General features: G+C 40.4%; 12 protein-coding genes. 3 read left to right on the top strand and 9 right to left on the bottom strand.

Annotation, left to right across the window (positions count from 1 at the left end; translation table 11 throughout):
- Positions 1-62: 62 nt before the first annotated feature.
- From QX565_RS09825 to QX565_RS09785, 9 genes are all read right to left on the bottom strand, one after another.
- Positions 63-1,493 (bottom strand): sugar porter family MFS transporter, encoded by a 1,431-nt coding sequence (locus QX565_RS09825; RefSeq protein WP_289292680.1) that lies wholly within the window; start codon positions 1,491-1,493, stop codon positions 63-65.
- 41 nt (positions 1,494-1,534) lie between these two features.
- Complete coding sequence (locus QX565_RS09820; RefSeq protein ID WP_025867622.1) at positions 1,535-2,314, bottom strand: glucose-6-phosphate isomerase family protein; 780 nt, start codon at positions 2,312-2,314, stop codon at positions 1,535-1,537.
- A gap of 13 nt (positions 2,315-2,327) precedes the next feature.
- Positions 2,328-4,103 carry a class I mannose-6-phosphate isomerase gene (locus QX565_RS09815; RefSeq protein WP_289292679.1) on the bottom strand — a complete coding sequence of 592 codons (1,776 nt, stop codon included), beginning with the start codon at positions 4,101-4,103 and terminating at the stop codon, positions 2,328-2,330.
- Positions 4,087-5,049, bottom strand: a complete 963-nt coding sequence (locus QX565_RS09810) for an ROK family protein (protein WP_221649420.1) — start codon at positions 5,047-5,049, stop codon at positions 4,087-4,089. The genes QX565_RS09815 and QX565_RS09810 overlap by 17 nt, the downstream gene beginning before the upstream one ends.
- Before the next feature lie 6 nt (positions 5,050-5,055).
- Positions 5,056-5,613: a glucose-6-phosphate isomerase family protein gene (locus QX565_RS09805; protein WP_007486685.1), complete on the bottom strand. Its 558-nt coding sequence runs from the start codon at positions 5,611-5,613 to the stop codon at positions 5,056-5,058.
- Between the two features lie 162 nt (positions 5,614-5,775).
- Positions 5,776-6,660 (bottom strand): AraC family transcriptional regulator, encoded by an 885-nt coding sequence (locus QX565_RS09800; protein ID WP_002561484.1) that lies wholly within the window; start codon positions 6,658-6,660, stop codon positions 5,776-5,778.
- Positions 6,661-7,012: 352 nt separating this feature from the next.
- A complete protein-coding gene (uxuA, locus tag QX565_RS09795) occupies positions 7,013-8,182 on the bottom strand; it encodes a mannonate dehydratase (RefSeq protein ID WP_221649421.1) in 1,170 nt (389 codons plus the stop codon).
- Between the two features lie 157 nt (positions 8,183-8,339).
- Positions 8,340-9,152: an SDR family oxidoreductase gene (locus QX565_RS09790; RefSeq protein ID WP_289292678.1), complete on the bottom strand. Its 813-nt coding sequence runs from the start codon at positions 9,150-9,152 to the stop codon at positions 8,340-8,342.
- A 19-nt stretch (positions 9,153-9,171) separates the two neighbouring features.
- Positions 9,172-10,245: a LacI family DNA-binding transcriptional regulator gene (locus QX565_RS09785; protein WP_221649422.1), complete on the bottom strand. Its 1,074-nt coding sequence runs from the start codon at positions 10,243-10,245 to the stop codon at positions 9,172-9,174.
- Between the two features lie 484 nt (positions 10,246-10,729).
- Here QX565_RS09785 and QX565_RS09780 point away from each other — a divergent pair, with 484 nt between their 5' ends.
- From QX565_RS09780 to QX565_RS09770, 3 genes are all read left to right on the top strand, one after another.
- The gene (locus QX565_RS09780) at positions 10,730-13,030 is read left to right on the top strand and encodes a TonB-dependent receptor (protein ID WP_289292677.1); all 2,301 of its coding nucleotides are present in this window, start codon (positions 10,730-10,732) and stop codon (positions 13,028-13,030) included.
- Between the two features lie 222 nt (positions 13,031-13,252).
- Positions 13,253-14,650, top strand: a complete 1,398-nt coding sequence (locus tag QX565_RS09775) for a DUF4374 domain-containing protein (protein WP_289292676.1) — start codon at positions 13,253-13,255, stop codon at positions 14,648-14,650.
- Positions 14,651-14,734: 84 nt separating this feature from the next.
- The gene (locus tag QX565_RS09770) at positions 14,735-15,991 is read left to right on the top strand and encodes a PepSY-associated TM helix domain-containing protein (protein WP_289292675.1); all 1,257 of its coding nucleotides are present in this window, start codon (positions 14,735-14,737) and stop codon (positions 15,989-15,991) included.
- Positions 15,992-16,206: the final 215 nt, after the last annotated feature.

The following is a 16,206-nucleotide window of genomic DNA, read 5'->3' as shown; positions in this document are numbered from 1 at the left end:
TACCATAATAATCATTTCAAGGTCTGTTTATTGGTATTATTCCAATATTTCGTTCGGTTTTTCTATTTCAGAAAGCGTGGTTTGCCACCTTTGCGCCAATACTCCTCGATCTTTTCCAAAGAGATTCCTTTGGTTTCCGGAACATAGAAGTATCCCCATATCAAAGCTGCTAAAGCCACTACTGCATAAAACCAGAATGCACCGGCCGGATTTCCCAGATTCTCACCTTCCACATATATCTCGGTGCCACTGATAGTGAAAGCATGCACAATTTTGAAAAAAGTAAAAGATACAATACTATTAAAAAACCATACGGACAAAGAACCGATGGAGGAACCCAGCCCTCTGAGTTTCTGAGGAAATACTTCGGAAATGATAAGCCACCCCAACGGACCAATGCTGATAGCGAAAAAAGCCACATAGAAAAAGACCAATGTGACGGACAACCATTTACCCGCATCGCCTAACGAAGCGGAGAAAGCGAAACAAATACCTAATAAAATCAGAGAAACCGTGATTCCTGTCAGACCAGTGAAAAAAAGTTTGCGCCTTCCCAACCGATCTACAAAATATACAGAAACGATGGTAAAAAGCAGATTGACGGCTCCCACTCCCACAGAAGCCCAGATAGCAGAAACCGTACCGTCAAACCCAGCCATAAGAAATATTTTAGGGCTATAATAGATGACTGTATTAATTCCCACAAACTGTTGAAAAAACATAATGCCAATACAAATGATCACAGCGTTGCGTAACCAGGGTTTAAACAATTCACGATACCCGGCTTTCTCCTCGCGACTTTTGACTACTTCTCTCTTAATTGCTTCAAATGCCTCGTCTCTCGATTCCGGACTCTCGATACGTGACAGAACGGCCAATCCTTCCGATTCTCTTCCACGACTCATCAGCCATCGCGGAGTTTCGGGCATATATAGCATACCTACAAACAAAACAATAGCCGGGATAACCCCGACGTAAAACATCGGCCGCCAACAATCTATCTGACTTTCATCGGCAAAAAATAAATCGGAAAGATAAGAAACCAATACTCCTATCGTAACCATCAATTGAAACATCGAAACCAAAGCTCCCCGTTTTTTTGCAGGAGAAATTTCTGCAATATAAAGAGGTACGGCAAAAGAAGAAACTCCGATAGCTATACCCAGAAATAAACGTGAAGCAATCAGATGATAAACATCGGGAGCAAATCCGGACCATAAAGCACCAATGGCAAAAATGACAGCGGATACCAATATTACTTTTTTACGTCCGAGCGTATCTGTAATCTTTCCACAAAAGAGTGCTCCTAAAATAGCACCACACAATCCGGAAGCCGTAATTATTTCAATCATACTATTATCGATTCCAAAATCTTTCTGGAAAAAAGGAATGGCTCCTGATATCACTCCGGTATCAAATCCAAACAATAGTCCACCTGTAGCAGCAACTACTGCTATGACATAAATAAGCTTACTATTATACTCTGTTTTCATGGTAGTTAAATTGGGTTATTTATTAATGTTTCTCTGCTTTATTAAGGTTCATAATTCTCCCATACTTCTTTTTTCAGTTCCGGACGGGGAACATATAAAAATGTATCCGGGTTCTTTTCAAAAGTTGTATAGATTGCTTCACCTTTTACAATACCCAGCTCTGAATAACCGGCAGGAGATTTACATATCAGCTCCGACTTATCATACAATGGATTTGCCTGCCACTCTATCTCATTTTTATCGTTGAAAACGGGAAACCAGGCGATGCCTTTATGCTTACGGACTCCATCATATTCAAAACCATAATCACGATCACACCAGGCACCGAACGTCAATGGTTTATCCGGATTGGCACTAATAGTGGCATGTGCCCAGTATGGAGGTACAATCACAACATCACCGGGATGGGCATAAACGGCAAAGCAACGTCCGGGATTGTCTTCTGCAAACTCCTGCATATAAATAATAGCTTCACCCGACCATATCTCATAAACTTCCGGAGTAGACCAATGACTGAACTTTGAAACCCAATGAATGTGCCCCTGGCTACGTATCGGTTCTTTGCCTAATTTTCCGGCTGCATAGGTCACTACTCCATAAAGAAGATGTCTCTCTTTCAATAACTCTGCATGGATCTTTTTACCAACATCCATAGCAATGGCATACACTACTTCCGGACCCTCACAATCAGGATCGGATAAACTTTTGCGAATGTCTTTCAACAAACGATTCTCTACCTGAGGACCAAAAACATCGGCCCCATAAACGAACCCCATGGGGTTCGTTGTAGGTTCTATATTAAAACCCGGATTAAAAATCATATCAAAAAGCAGATTAAGGATTATGTTTGACAAAAGCTTTAATAGTAGCACATTGCTTTCCTTCAGATTCTCCGTAAGGACGGATCGTATACTCCTTCACAGATTCGGGAACTATAAAAGTCTCAGCATAATGAACCACAAAAGGCTCAAATTTTCCTGTCGGACTTTCTACAATAGCTTCTCTTCCTTCCACCAGATTAAGCACATTCACACTACCATCTGTCCGATGCAAAACAGGAACCGTAAACCAATGCCGGCGGGTTTCAATAAACTCATTCTCATGCAACCCGGTTCGCTCTTCTTTCCAGCCTTCCCCTTCAGCGATTCGTTCTATCCGATTGAATATTTCTTTTTTAACCCAGGATTCTGTACGGTTCCACTGAATAACTTCCTGACCATGCTTTATATTGATAGGACGTGGACGACCATCCAATCCTAAACGTCCCCAATCCCAGAGTTTGAAAGTAAAAATATAAGGGGTTGCACTAATTTCAAGTACCATCCCGTTTGTTCCGGAACAATGTATCGTACCTGCCGGTATCAACAAATGATCGTGCTTCTTAACAGGGTAATTACCCACATATTTCTCCGCATCAAAATGTCCGCTCTCCTGTGCCTCATTAAGAGCATTAATCATCTCTTGCGGATCAATGCCTTCTTTCACACCCAGATAGACAGTAGCATTTTCTGCGGTATCCAGCATATAGTAACTCTCATCTTGTGTGTAGTGCATACCAAATTTCTCTTGTATATATTGTGTCAGAGGATGTACCTGTAAACTCAGATTTCCCCCTCCCATCGTATCAAGAAAGTCAAAGCGGATAGGGAATTCATCGCCAAAACGTCCATATACCGGATTGCCCAGCAAACGTGCCGGATAAGCAAAAACAAGATCAATAGACGGTATTTCAAAACGAACATCTCCAAAACTGAAATAAAGGCTGTTTTCTTCAGGAACACAATCAAAGCACCAGGCAAAATTAGGAACATCGCGGTCCAGGTCACACACCTCTTTCATCCATTGTCCACCCCAAGGTCCCGGATCAAAAAAAGGAACTACCCGAAACGGCGTACGGGATGCTTTTTCCAATCCGTTCCATACTGCCTTTGCTGTCGCCATCTTAGGAGTACCAGCTATATTCGTATCGAGCACGTAATCCCATCTCTTCATCAATTTCTTCTTAAACCGGTCGCAGATACGCCAATCAACAAAAAAAGCACGTTTATACTGTAAAGAAGCACGTTCTTCTTTGTTTTCAACACCAACGTTGGATACTTCATTACGACGGAAACGCATCTGTATTTCCCAACGGGCCATATCGGCATAAACCAATAAGTCGGATGTCGGCTGTACATAAGCAGCTCCAACTCCATAGACAAAAACAATACCTTCGGTAACGGCAGCAATCTCCGAACGGACATCTTTCAACTTCTCTTCGTCAAAATAACAATCCATTGTCTGACGAGTCATATAACCGAATATTTCATCGTCTGTAATATCCTGTTTTAAAAGAGCATTTATCCTTTCCGGTGACAACATAGCATCCTGCGAAAAGAACCAGTGAGAAGAAGAAAAAAAGGACTGTAAAGCCGTTACTACCTCATCATCCAACACTCCCTGATAACATTCCAGAACTACGATCTTTACTTTTTTATCTATTTGCGACAAGTCTTTATTCAAACAATCGGAAATAGCTTCCCAACCCACCCGGCATTCTTCTTCCATACCCGGTACATTTACCACCGGATATTTATCATAATTAGATTTATCATTAAAATATCTGTTCATAGCATTTTTCTTTTTTTATTGTTGACAACGTACATGAAATTCCCAAAAGGGCTGCATTATCTCCTAATAAAGAAGTTGTTATTTCCACTTTATTTTCCGGAGCCCACACCAGACGATTAATCCGTTCTTTGAGATAAGGTAGTATGATATCCGCACTACGCATAATGCCACCACCAATCACAACGATTTCAGGATCATAAGCATGAATATAATTGATGATGGCTGCCGCCCATACATCCATACAATCTTTACACAACAGAGTAGCTTCCGGCTCTCCCCGTCTCATCAGGTCAAACAAGGTCTTAAAATCATAAGAAGAAGCTTTTGCTTTATATTCACTGCTGATTTTGGGATGGGTACGAATTATTTCCGGCAGAAAGAAAGAAGAAGCCATTGCTTCTACACAACCAATATTACCACAGGTACAACGTCGTCCCCGATAATCCACAACGATGTGTCCTCCCAATGAACCAGCCTGATAGTGAGTCCCTTTAATAATCCGTCCATCTAAAACAACTCCGGTACCAATACCTGTCCCGATAGTCATCATTACCATATTCCGGCTATTTTTCCCGGCCCCCATGTACCATTCTCCGGCAAGTGCCAGACGAGCATCATTATCGATAATAAATGAGGTTCCCCAATTCCTGTCAACCCAGGAAGGCAGATCTATGTCACAAGCATCATCGTATTTATCATTGGTAGAAGTTACTCTCTTTTCCTTCGGATTTACCATACCCGGAAATGCGAGACCAATACCTGAGAGCTCTTCTTTCGGCACTTTCCATTTGTTCAGCAGTCTGTTTATTACTCCTCCCATAGCAGGGAGATTACTATCCAGACTACCAGTTATGGCAGGAAATGAACTGAATTCAAGTATCTCATCTCCTTTTACCAAACCGATTTTAATAATCGTCCCTCCTAAATCTATTGCTATACAAAACATCGCAAATCAGATTAAATGAGGAATACCATTTACTTCAATCAGCCTTGCGGAAAATCCTTTCTCGGCAATTTCGGCATAATTGTGTCCCGCATCCGAAGGCCAACAAGCTGCAAATGAAAAAAGAGAACTTCCTACATTTGCCATCCGGTGGGCCACTCCTCCCGGAATATAATGCAAACTGCCGGGAAACACCCGCTCTGCCCATACATTGCGTTGTTCGTCCATGAGAATAAGCATTCCTTCTCCCTCTAAGCCCCAATAAAATTCTGCCCGGTCGATACTCGCATGATAATGTCCTTTCGTCATCATATACTCATTGCCGACTTTTCCCGGATACAAATAAGTAATACCGAAATACAATCCTCCCGGAGTCCCTTCCTTTTCGGGTAAAAAACTACTGACTTCGTAGGCAAGCTTGTCCTGAGGCATTTTCTCAAAAGCTTCCACATCGGCAAAGATGCCTTTTAAATCAGATAAATTCCGGGAAATTTTACAAACATCACGTCCAACTAAATTCTTATCGGTAAAGAACAGTTCAGGAAAGATAATTTTTTTATTTTCCATAATCACCTATATTTTAAGATTCCACATGTAATTCGATGGGAACAAAGGTAGGTGATAGACACAGGCGTCCTGTCTCCTATTTTCCCCGATAATTATGTTATCTTATCATTAATATAGGTATATAGATTTTAATTGATAATATTCCAGAATACAGAGTACGCGTTAAATAGCCTTTTTGTTTTTTACACCATACTGTTTCTGGTACTCAGTGGGCAACATATTAACTGTCTTTTTGAATTGCTCAATGAAGTTGGATAGATTATTAAATCCCACTTCCATACTCACGGTAGAGATTTTCATCTTACCTTCTATCAAGAGCCGCTTGGCATGCCCGATACGCATATCATTCAGATATTGTACAAAAGTTTTCTTTGTCCGTTCTTTAAAATAACGGCAGAAAGCAGTAGGGGTAAGTCCTACTAAACCGGCTACATCTTCAAGTTTTATCGGCTGATTAAAGTTTTTCACCAGATATTGGTATATCTTATTAAAACGTTCAAAATCGGAAGAATTGACTGACTGGGTAAAACCAACACTAGCAAGCAACTCATACTCATCCGTATTAGCCATCATTTCCAATAGAGTGATCAGGTTGGTAACCCTCACTACCCCATTTGAATCAAAAGTATTACGGATAAAATCGGCAATACGCTCACGTGCCGTTCCTGTGAACTTTATGCCCCGTCGGGAACGTTCTATCAAACTCCGGATATGCATAAATTCCGGCAAGTTGATCATCACTCCTTCAAATAGCTCTTTACGGAAGTAAACACACAAACATACAGATCGCAATCCGGTTTCTTCTCCAAAAAACTCTTTATTGTTTCTCCACTCATGAGGCAGCTGAGGACCAATAATACAAACATCCCCTACTTCATAACTCTCAATATGATCACCCACAAAACGAGTTCCACTACCTTGTTCTATACACATAATCTCTATTTCGGGATGATAATGCCACGGAACAATAAAGTAAGGTAAATCTTCCCGATAAAAATTAATGTAATTCTCCACAGAAAACGGAAGTTCTTGATAAAGTGGTTTCATAGTAATACACAATTGGCTAAGTAATCGTTCTAAATTATATGATATTATTATTGAAACGCAGAAACTCGCAGATTCACGCAAAAAATATCATCGCTCAAGTATAGCGCAGCCATTTAATCTGCGATCATTTGCGTTTCAATAAAACGCTGTCATAGTATGAACTAAATTTGAAATGCTACTTATTATTTAATTCAAAACTATAGATGGAGCAAATATAGACGATAAATGCATAAATACAGTCTTTAGCAAACAAAAAAAAGAATGAGATGTGTTAAAGAAGACACATCTCATTCATTATTTAAAGTATATATTTCAAATGCATCATTTGGCATATATACTTATGTAAGAAGTACTAAAAGATAGACTTTGCAATACCCAACTCAAGACCACGTAACTCTGCCAGACCACGGAGACGTCCCAGGCATGAATATCCAGGATTCGTCTTTTTCTTCAGATCATCAATCATCTGATGGCCATGGTCAGGACGCATGGCAATAGAGCACTGGCGACGTTGCTGCAACTTCAACAGGTTCTTCATCACATTATACATATCTACGTCTCCTTCCAGGTGATTGGCTTCATAGAAATTACCTTCAGCATCACGTTGTGTACTACGCAGATGAACAAAGTTTACTCGATCACCCTGACGCTCCATTATTCCGGCAAGATCATTATCGGCACGCACACCGAAAGAGCCAGTACATAGACAAAGACCATTTGATTCGTTAGGAACCGCTTCTATCAGTTTAACAAAATCCTCCTCCGTACTCATGATACGGGGTAAACCTAAAATAGGATAAGGAGGATCATCCGGATGAATCACCAGCTTCACTCCCACTTCATCGGCAACCGGAGCTATCTCTTTCAGGAAGAAGATAAGGTTGGAACGAAGTTTCTCCGCATCAATATCATTGTATCTGTCAAGAGCTTCCTGGAATTGCTCAACGGTGAAACTTTCTTCTGAACCCGGAAGTCCGGCAATCATATTACGAACGAGAAGTTTCTTATCGTCCTCATTCATCTGTTCGAAACGTACTTTTGCCTTGGCTATCTCTTCATCCGTATAATCCTTTTCAGCATTGGGGCGTTTAAGGATGAACAGGTCAAAAGCTACAAAAGCTGCCTTTTCAAAACGAAGAGCTTTAGAACCATCGGGCATTGTATAGGCAAGATCAGTACGTGTCCAGTCAAGTACAGGCATGAAGTTGTAAGTAACGACCATAATACCGCATTGGGCCAGATTACGGATACTTTCTTTATAATTCTCAATATATTTCAGGTAATCACCGGTCTGGGTCTTAATATGTTCGTGCACAGGTACACTTTCAACTACCGACCAGGTAAGACCTACTTCCTCAATCATCTGCTTGCGCTTCATGATTTCTTCTACTGTCCACACTTCTCCGTTAGGGATGTGATGAAGGGCATTCACTATTCCGGTGGCACCAGCCTGCTTTATATCCCACAGACTCACAGGGTCATTAGGACCATACCAGCGCCAGGTTTGTTCACATAAATACATACTATTTTTATTTACGATTTGACAAATTACGATTTACGATTGAGATTACTCTCATTCCAACTTCCAACTACTAATTTATTTACGATTTGACAATTTACGATTTACAATTGAGATTACTCTCATTCCAACTTCCAACTACTAACTCCCAACTTCTAATTTAAATTGAGAAAGCATCGAAGCCACCATCAATAACAGCTACTGTACCGGTTACGAATTTGGAGGCATCACTAATAAGATACTGGATGGTTCCGTACAAATCTTCCGGTTCACCAAAACGACCAAACGGAGTATGAGCAATGATAGTCTTTGCACGGTCAGTCAGAGAACCATCGGGATTGGTCAACAGAGTACGATTCTGTTCAGTCAGGAAGAATCCCGGCGCAATTGCATTTACGCGCAAACCATCACCAAATTTCAAAGCCAGTTCACCAGCCATATATTTAGTAAAATTAGCGATAGCAGCTTTGGCCGTTCCGTAACCTACTACGCGAGTCAACGGACGAAGAGCCGATTCTGAACAGAAGTTTACAATACTACCTTTCTTCTGATCAACCATGATACTGGCAAATACCATCGTAGGCAAAACTGTTCCGAAGAGGTTCAGATCTACCACCTTTTTAAAAGCATCGATCTCAAGGTCAAAGAAAGTCTTATCCGGCGCAATGGTAGCTCCCGGCATATTTCCTCCGGCAGCATTCAGCAATACGTCGATACGTCCGTAAGCTTTCATAATTTCAGCTTTATTCCCTTCAAGTACTTCCTTATTCATCACATCAGTATAAAGGAACATTGCATCCCCTCCATCGGCTTTAATGCCCTGTACAAGTGCATTTCCAGCTTCTTCACTACGATCAAGAATTATAATCTTAGCACCTTCTTTTGCCAGATAGGCGGCAATACCTTTACCTAAAATACCGGCACCACCGGTGATTACAACAACTTTGTCTTTTACACTAAATAATTCGTTCATGATTCTCTGTTTTATTAAGTTATAATTTATTGTTCAAATAATATTTCAGATTCTCTTTAATGAGAATATCTATCGGCATCAGATTTACTTTTTCAGGGTCTTGTTTCAACACAAGATGATTACACAAAGACTTAATGCCGTTATATCCTTGTTGTTCGGGACGTTGGGCTATCAAAGCAGTAATCACTCCCTCGGAGAGTAATTCTGTGTTTTTATCAATCAAGTCGTATCCCACCAGTTTTATATTTTTCAGCCCTCTTTCTTTGAGATAATTCCCTAAAATATAACAGGTTGAATTGAATATAACAGCTCCTTCTATCCGGGGGTTATCACAAAATATCTTATCCAGTTTTGCAAAATTATATTCAGAATTAGCAATCTTTAGCTCAACCTCATGCAGTTTTCCTCCAAATCCATTCTCGTTCAGGTATTGTAAAAAGCCTTCTTTACGGTTCCTCCCCTGATTGGAATCATTCTTTCCATTATGAATGATCCGGGATATCAGAATGTCCGGTTGATTGCCAATCTGACTCGTCAGTAGCTTGGCTGCAATAAATCCTGCATCAAAAGATTCTGTACCAAAATAGGCCAATTGGTGCTCACCCGCGATATTGGAATCCACATAGACATAAGGGATATTTCTGATATCGAGCATACGGGAAAGGCGACTCACAGAATCGGTAAATAAGGTAGCAATCAGTACTCCATCTATCTCTTCTTCATCAAAGAGATTGCGTACAATCACATCAAAGGTATTATTATCGTACTGATTAAAAAAGAGTTTGGTTACATTGATATTATAAAGTTCCGTCTCGGAAGCGGCTTTATCTATCCCTTCGGAAATGGCTTCCCAATACTCTCCCGGCTCAAAAGAGGGAGTGATAGCAATAAAATGATATTGTTTCTTGGAAGCGAGAGAACGTGCCATCAGATTGGGCTGGTAGTTTGCCTTTTCAAGGATGGCCTTTACTTTTTTCTCATTCTCTTCGGATACACGCCCACGATTGTGGATCACCCGATCTACCGTACCAACGGATACCCCTGCCATTTCGGCAATGTCTATAATACGAATATTTGAAGATTCTTTATTCATAGGATAAATAGCTTAAACTCTATTTTTCTTCTGCAAAAGTAAGATGAATAATCTGAATAAGCAACAATGTGTGCGCACACACGTTGCGCATATAAAAAGTTATATATCTATAATTCAGCAAATTAAAGCAACATCAACGAATAAGAATATGTTGTCAAACATATAAAGAACTTAAGTTTAGCTTTCGTTAAACTATAATAGTATAATCGGTTGATATATTGGTTCGTTATTCTTCAACCTGTTTTATTCTATTTTAAGTAATATACCTCTTAATGGTGATTGCAGCGTATTACATCCACGACATTTTCCATGCATAGATTACCTAATCATAGTGATTGTGCAGAATCTAAATAATAAAGACCTTTGCAAAGTTTTAAAAACAAATAATAATAAAAGCACATTGAAAACAAAAAGATTTAAACTGGTTCTCCTATTTTTAATAACTCTCAGCCTGTTTTCTGTCTCTGCACAAAAACAGAGAGCAATGTTGTCAGGGAAAATTATATCTACCGAAACCAAAGAAACCATTGACTTTGCCACCGTCTATTTAAAAGGTACCACCTTTGGCTGTACCACCAACGAAAAAGGCATTTATCACTTAAAGGCTCCGGCCGGTCATTATACATTGGTTGTGTCTGCTGTGGGTTTTGAAACAGTAGAGAAAAAAGTAGAACTGACACAAGATGAGAGAAACAAACTAAATATTATGATCAATCCGGCTACTACCGAACTGGATGAAGTAGTAGTGACCTCTACGGGTGTAAGCCGAATAAAAAGATCGGCATTTAATGCTGTAGCAGTAGATACGAAAGAACTTCAGAATACCACAAAGAATCTAAGTGACGCACTAACCAAAGCACCGGGAATGAAACTCCGTGAATCGGGTGGTGTAGGTTCGGATATGCAACTCATGCTTGACGGTTTCAGCGGTAAACACGTCAAGGTATTTATTGATGGCGTACCTCAGGAGGGTGTGGGAAGCTCTTTTGGATTGAATAATATCCCCGTGAACTTTGCTGATCGCATCGAAGTATATAAAGGGGTAGTACCGGTAGGTTTTGGAACTGACGCCATTGGTGGTGTCATTAATATTGTCACCAACAAAAAACGCCAGCGTTGGTTTCTGGATGCATCTTATTCTTACGGATCGTTCAATACTCACAAATCATACGCCAACTTCGGACAGACTTTCAAAAATGGATTTACTTATGAAATCAATGCTTTCCAGAACTATTCGGATAACGACTACTATGTGGATTCTCCTGTAGAAGATTTCGAAACCGGCAGAATTGACAGAGATAAGAAGATGCGTGTGAAGCGTTTCAACGATACCTATCATAATGAAGCCGTTATCGGTAAACTCGGAGTAGTAGACAAGAAATGGGCAGATCGGCTGATGTTTGGTTTTACCTACTCCAATATGTACAAAGATATCCAGACAGGCGTACGTCAGGAGATTGTATATGGCCAGAAGCATCGTAAAGGACATTCGCTGATGCCCTCGTTGGAGTACAACAAGCGTAACCTGTTTACAAGAGGTCTGGATGTTGTGTTAACGGCCAATTACAACAAAAATATGACAACGAATGTGGATACCGCTTCGTATAAGTACAACTGGTATGGAGATAAGAAGTTACTGAATTCACCGGGAGAACAATCCAATCAGTATTCAAAAGCGGATAACAATAACTGGAACGGTACTTTAACCCTTAATTATCGTATCGGCAAGGCTCATATGCTGACTTTCAATCATGTGTTAAATACCTTCCATCGCTCTAATACATCTCTGCTTGCCAAAGAAGAACAAAAAGATGCCATTGCCAAAGAGACCCGTAAAAATATTTCCGGTTTGTCTTATCGCCTGATGCCATCTGAAAAATGGAATCTCTCCGTATTTGGTAAATACTACGACCAGTTTGTGGCAGGTCCGATAGCTACGACTACCAACCAAGATAAATATGTACGTACCACCCGTAGCATCAATTCCATGGGTTACGGAGCAGCAGGTACCTATTTCATTCTATCCGGTTTACAGGTGAAGGTATCTTATGAGAAAGCCTACCGTCTGCCCACCATCGAAGAGATGTTCGGTGATGAAGACCTGGAGATGGGAGACATCGGTATCAAACCGGAGAGCAGTGATAACCTAAACCTTAATCTGAGTTATAATAAAACTTTCGGTAAGCATTCCGTATACGTAGACGGAGGGTTGATATATCGTAATACAAAAGATTATATCCAACGTAATATTGCAGATCTGAGTGGAGGGAAATATGCCGCTACTTATATTAACTATGGCAAAGTATTGACAAAAGGATATAACATCTCCGCCCGTTATGGGTTCGGAAAATGGTTGAGTATAGGAGGTAATTTCACACAAATGAATGTACGTGACAACATGAAAACCTCCATTTCCAGCAACGCAGCCAATCTTGCCTATGGTGAACGTATGCCCAACCTACCCTATATGTTTGCCGATTCGGATGTATCCTTCTACTGGCGGAATCTCTGGAAGAAAGGCAATACACTGACCATGTCTTATGACAATCAGTATTTGCATAGTTTCACTTATTATTCATCCAATCTTGGTTCAAATAAAGGTGATTATGTGGTACCCAATCAATTCTCACACAATCTGGCACTCTCATATAGCCTTCAGAATGGCCGGTATAATATATCGTTTGAGTGCCGTAACTTCACGAACGAGAAATTGTATGATAACTTCAGCCTTCAAAAAGCCGGACGTGCATTCTATGGAAAGGTTCGCATACATTTTGGAAACTAAAAAACAATAAGTAATGGTTCAAAATTATATGATACTATTATTGAAACGCAGATTGTCGCAGATTCACGCAAAGCATATCATCGCTCAAGTATAGCGCAGCCATTTAATCTGCGAAAATCTGCGATCATTTGCGTTTCAATAAAACACTATCATTGTATGAACTAAATTTGAAGTACTACTTAGATAAAAATAAATAACAAATCGTTTTAAATTAAAAATAACATGAAGAAAAACTTCTTTTTGAATGGACTATTTGCAACAGCAATGGTCGGGGTGACATTGACAGCCTGCTCAGATGACGAACAGGGTAATGGAGCAGGTACTGTAGGCAAAGGTGAATATGTAATCGCAGCCTCTGTCACTGCCTCCGGAAATACAACTAACGTTCTGCTGACTTCCGAAACTTTAAACGGAGGAACTGTTTCTACTATAAATAATGGCCTTGTGAACGATGGTGCAACCCAATGGGTATTTTATAAAGACCAATATCTGTATGGGTTGACATACAATCAGGGAAATGCCGGCACAACCCGGTCGTATTTCATGAATGCCAACTATGAGGTACAGGCACGCTCAGGAGAATATGCCGTCAAGAGATTTACCACCTACGGTATCTATGACAAGTATATCATGACTTCTTCCACCGGCGACGGACCTACGGAATATGCTGACGAGAATGGATATTTGCCAAAGATGTTTTTATTATCTTATCTGGATGTAGCAGCCGAAACATTTACGACCAATAATACCCAAAATAAAGCATACATGTCAGAAAACTTTTTGGGTAATGGCGAATTTGTAACACTTGCAGGTATCCTGGAACATAACAATAAAATTTATAGTGCTGCAGTTCCAATGGGTTTGAGCCAATATGGTGGAAAAGCCAACGGGGGTCAATGGATATTGCCGGGTAACGAAGATCTGGTAAAAACTGAAGATGGTGGTTCGAACAGTAGCAGCTATAAAAAGGGAGAACTACAGTGGACACAATACCCTAACGAATGCTGGGTAGCAATTTTTGATGACGAGACGCTTACAACTAAGAAGCTTATCAAAACAGAACAGATCAGTTATGCCTGTGGCCGTATGAAGTCTCAGTACTACCAGACCATCTGGAGCGCAGATAACGGCGATATCTATGTATTCTCCCCTAGCTATGCCAAGACAATGAGTGATGCCCGTCAACGGACTACACTGGATGCCGGAGTGGTACGTATCAAAGCCGGAACAGAAGAATTTGATCCGAACTACTATTATAGCATTGAAGCACAAAGCGGCGGGAAGTCTTTCCTCCGTTGCTGGCACCTCACAGAAGATTATTTCCTGATGTTGATGTACGACCGTCCTTTAAGTGAAGAAGATTTTGTTGCCAACCAACTGGCTATTTACAAAGGAACAACCGGAAAACTTACTTATGTAGATGGCCTGCCATCAGCTGATCAGATCTCTGGTTTCGGTAATACCCCGTATACAGAAAACGGTTTCACTTATATCACAGTTACAACTACTACCGGCCATCCTGCTATCTACAAGATTGACCCGACAAATGCTACCGCAACAATGGGTATAGCAGTAGAAGCAACACAAGTCAGCGGTGTTGGTAGATTGAAGGTAAAATAAATAATAGCATAAAATAAACAGATTGAAGAGCCTGCAAGCCTTATGTACTGCAGGCTCCTTTCATGACCTTACTAAAGAAGATATATGAAGAAGATATTTCGCCAAATACATCTCTGGCTTTCTATTCCTTTCGGCTTAATCATTACTGTCATCTGCTTCTCCGGAGCAGCTTTAGTTTTCGAGAATGAAATTATGGAATTGTGCCGGCACGACTTTTATTATGTCAGTAAAGTAGAAGAGACTCCCCTACCCGCTGGAGAACTGGTACAGAAAGTAGCAGCAACTCTGCCTGATAGTATATCAGTGACGGGAATCAGCATTTCATCCGATCCGGCAAAAGCATATCAGGTCAACCTCTCCAAACCCAGACGGGCATCTGTATATATTGATCAGTATACAGGTGAAATAAAAGGAAAATATGAACGTGCTCCGTTTTTTACGACCATGTTCAAGCTACACAGATGGTTGCTGGATAGCATGAAACCAGATGGAGGCATCTTTTGGGGTAAGATGATTGTTGGCGTCAGCACGTTGATGTTTGTCTTTGTGCTGATATCCGGAATTATTATCTGGATTCCACGTAATGCCAAAGCTCTGAAAAACAGCCTTAAAATTTCAGTGAATAAAGGCTGGAGAAGATTCTGGTATGATTTGCATATAGCAGGTGGACTGTACACATTTATCTTCTTACTCGTACTGGCTCTCACCGGACTGACCTGGTCTTTCGGTTGGTATCGCACTGGATTCTATAAAGCATTTGGCGTAGAAGCCACACAAGGAACCTCTTCTCAGGAAACGACCTCTCAGACATCAAATAAAGAACGACAGGGAGAAAGAAACAAAGAAAGCAACAAAGATGGACGTCACAGAGGAGACGAAAAAAGATATAGCCGGAGCGAAGGCCGTAATCGAAGCGAAAGTCACAATCGTGGTGAAGATCGTGAAGAAAGAAGAGGAAACAGAGAATATTCTCCTTACGCCTTGTGGCAAAAAGTATACGAACAACTGAAAGTTCAAAATCCCGATTATAAACAAATCACTGTATCAAACGGTACAGCAAACGTCTCTTTCAACCGTTTCGGTAATCAACGTGCATCAGACCGTTACAGTTTTAATCCGAGAAATGGAGAAATAACTGAGGCTACACTTTATAAAGACCTGGATAATTCTGGCAAGATACGTGGCTGGATTTTCTCTGTACATGTAGGTAGCTGGGGAGGTATGTTTACCCGGATTCTGAGTTTTATAGCTTCACTGTTAGGTGCTACCTTACCCCTGACAGGATATTATCTATGGATAAAAAAAGAAATAGCCCGCTCGGCAAGGAAAAGAAGAAAATGATGCATTCATCAAACACAGGGCTTGTTAATATTGTTAACACGTTTTTTAACACTCTATTTTTTGCTTTACAAAAGTGTACTATTTAGTACATCAGGAATGTACAGTTAAGTATGGCAAAAGTGTACAATTAACACTCACAGAAATGTACACTTTTGCCTACCTCTAAAAAGAGGTTTATATTCGTTATAAATCAAGCAATTACATAAGATCAAGAA

Origin of the sequence: Bacteroides sp. 41_26 (genome assembly GCF_949740115.1) — a bacterium.
Classification (GTDB): Bacteria; Bacteroidota; Bacteroidia; order Bacteroidales; family Bacteroidaceae; genus Bacteroides; species Bacteroides nordii.
The sequence above is the reverse complement of the archived record's forward strand: the minus strand, read 5'-3'. Positions and strand labels throughout refer to the sequence as shown.

What these genes read in the sequence shown, in the direction of transcription:
- uxuA (WP_221649421.1), bottom strand. Translation starts at nt 8,182, where the DNA reads ATGTATTTATGTGAACAAACCTGGCGCTGGTATGGTCCTAATGACCCT.
- QX565_RS09825 (WP_289292680.1), bottom strand. Translation starts at nt 1,493, where the DNA reads ATGAAAACAGAGTATAATAGTAAGCTTATTTATGTCATAGCAGTAGTT.
- QX565_RS09780 (WP_289292677.1), top strand. Translation starts at nt 10,730, where the DNA reads ATGTTGTCAGGGAAAATTATATCTACCGAAACCAAAGAAACCATTGAC.
- QX565_RS09805 (WP_007486685.1), bottom strand. Translation starts at nt 5,613, where the DNA reads ATGGAAAATAAAAAAATTATCTTTCCTGAACTGTTCTTTACCGATAAG.
- QX565_RS09820 (WP_025867622.1), bottom strand. Translation starts at nt 2,314, where the DNA reads ATGATTTTTAATCCGGGTTTTAATATAGAACCTACAACGAACCCCATG.
- QX565_RS09775 (WP_289292676.1), top strand. Translation starts at nt 13,253, where the DNA reads ATGAAGAAAAACTTCTTTTTGAATGGACTATTTGCAACAGCAATGGTC.
- QX565_RS09800 (WP_002561484.1), bottom strand. Translation starts at nt 6,660, where the DNA reads ATGAAACCACTTTATCAAGAACTTCCGTTTTCTGTGGAGAATTACATT.
- QX565_RS09785 (WP_221649422.1), bottom strand. Translation starts at nt 10,245, where the DNA reads ATGAATAAAGAATCTTCAAATATTCGTATTATAGACATTGCCGAAATG.
- QX565_RS09790 (WP_289292678.1), bottom strand. Translation starts at nt 9,152, where the DNA reads ATGAACGAATTATTTAGTGTAAAAGACAAAGTTGTTGTAATCACCGGT.
- QX565_RS09770 (WP_289292675.1), top strand. Translation starts at nt 14,735, where the DNA reads ATGAAGAAGATATTTCGCCAAATACATCTCTGGCTTTCTATTCCTTTC.
- QX565_RS09815 (WP_289292679.1), bottom strand. Translation starts at nt 4,103, where the DNA reads ATGAACAGATATTTTAATGATAAATCTAATTATGATAAATATCCGGTG.
- QX565_RS09810 (WP_221649420.1), bottom strand. Translation starts at nt 5,049, where the DNA reads ATGTTTTGTATAGCAATAGATTTAGGAGGGACGATTATTAAAATCGGT.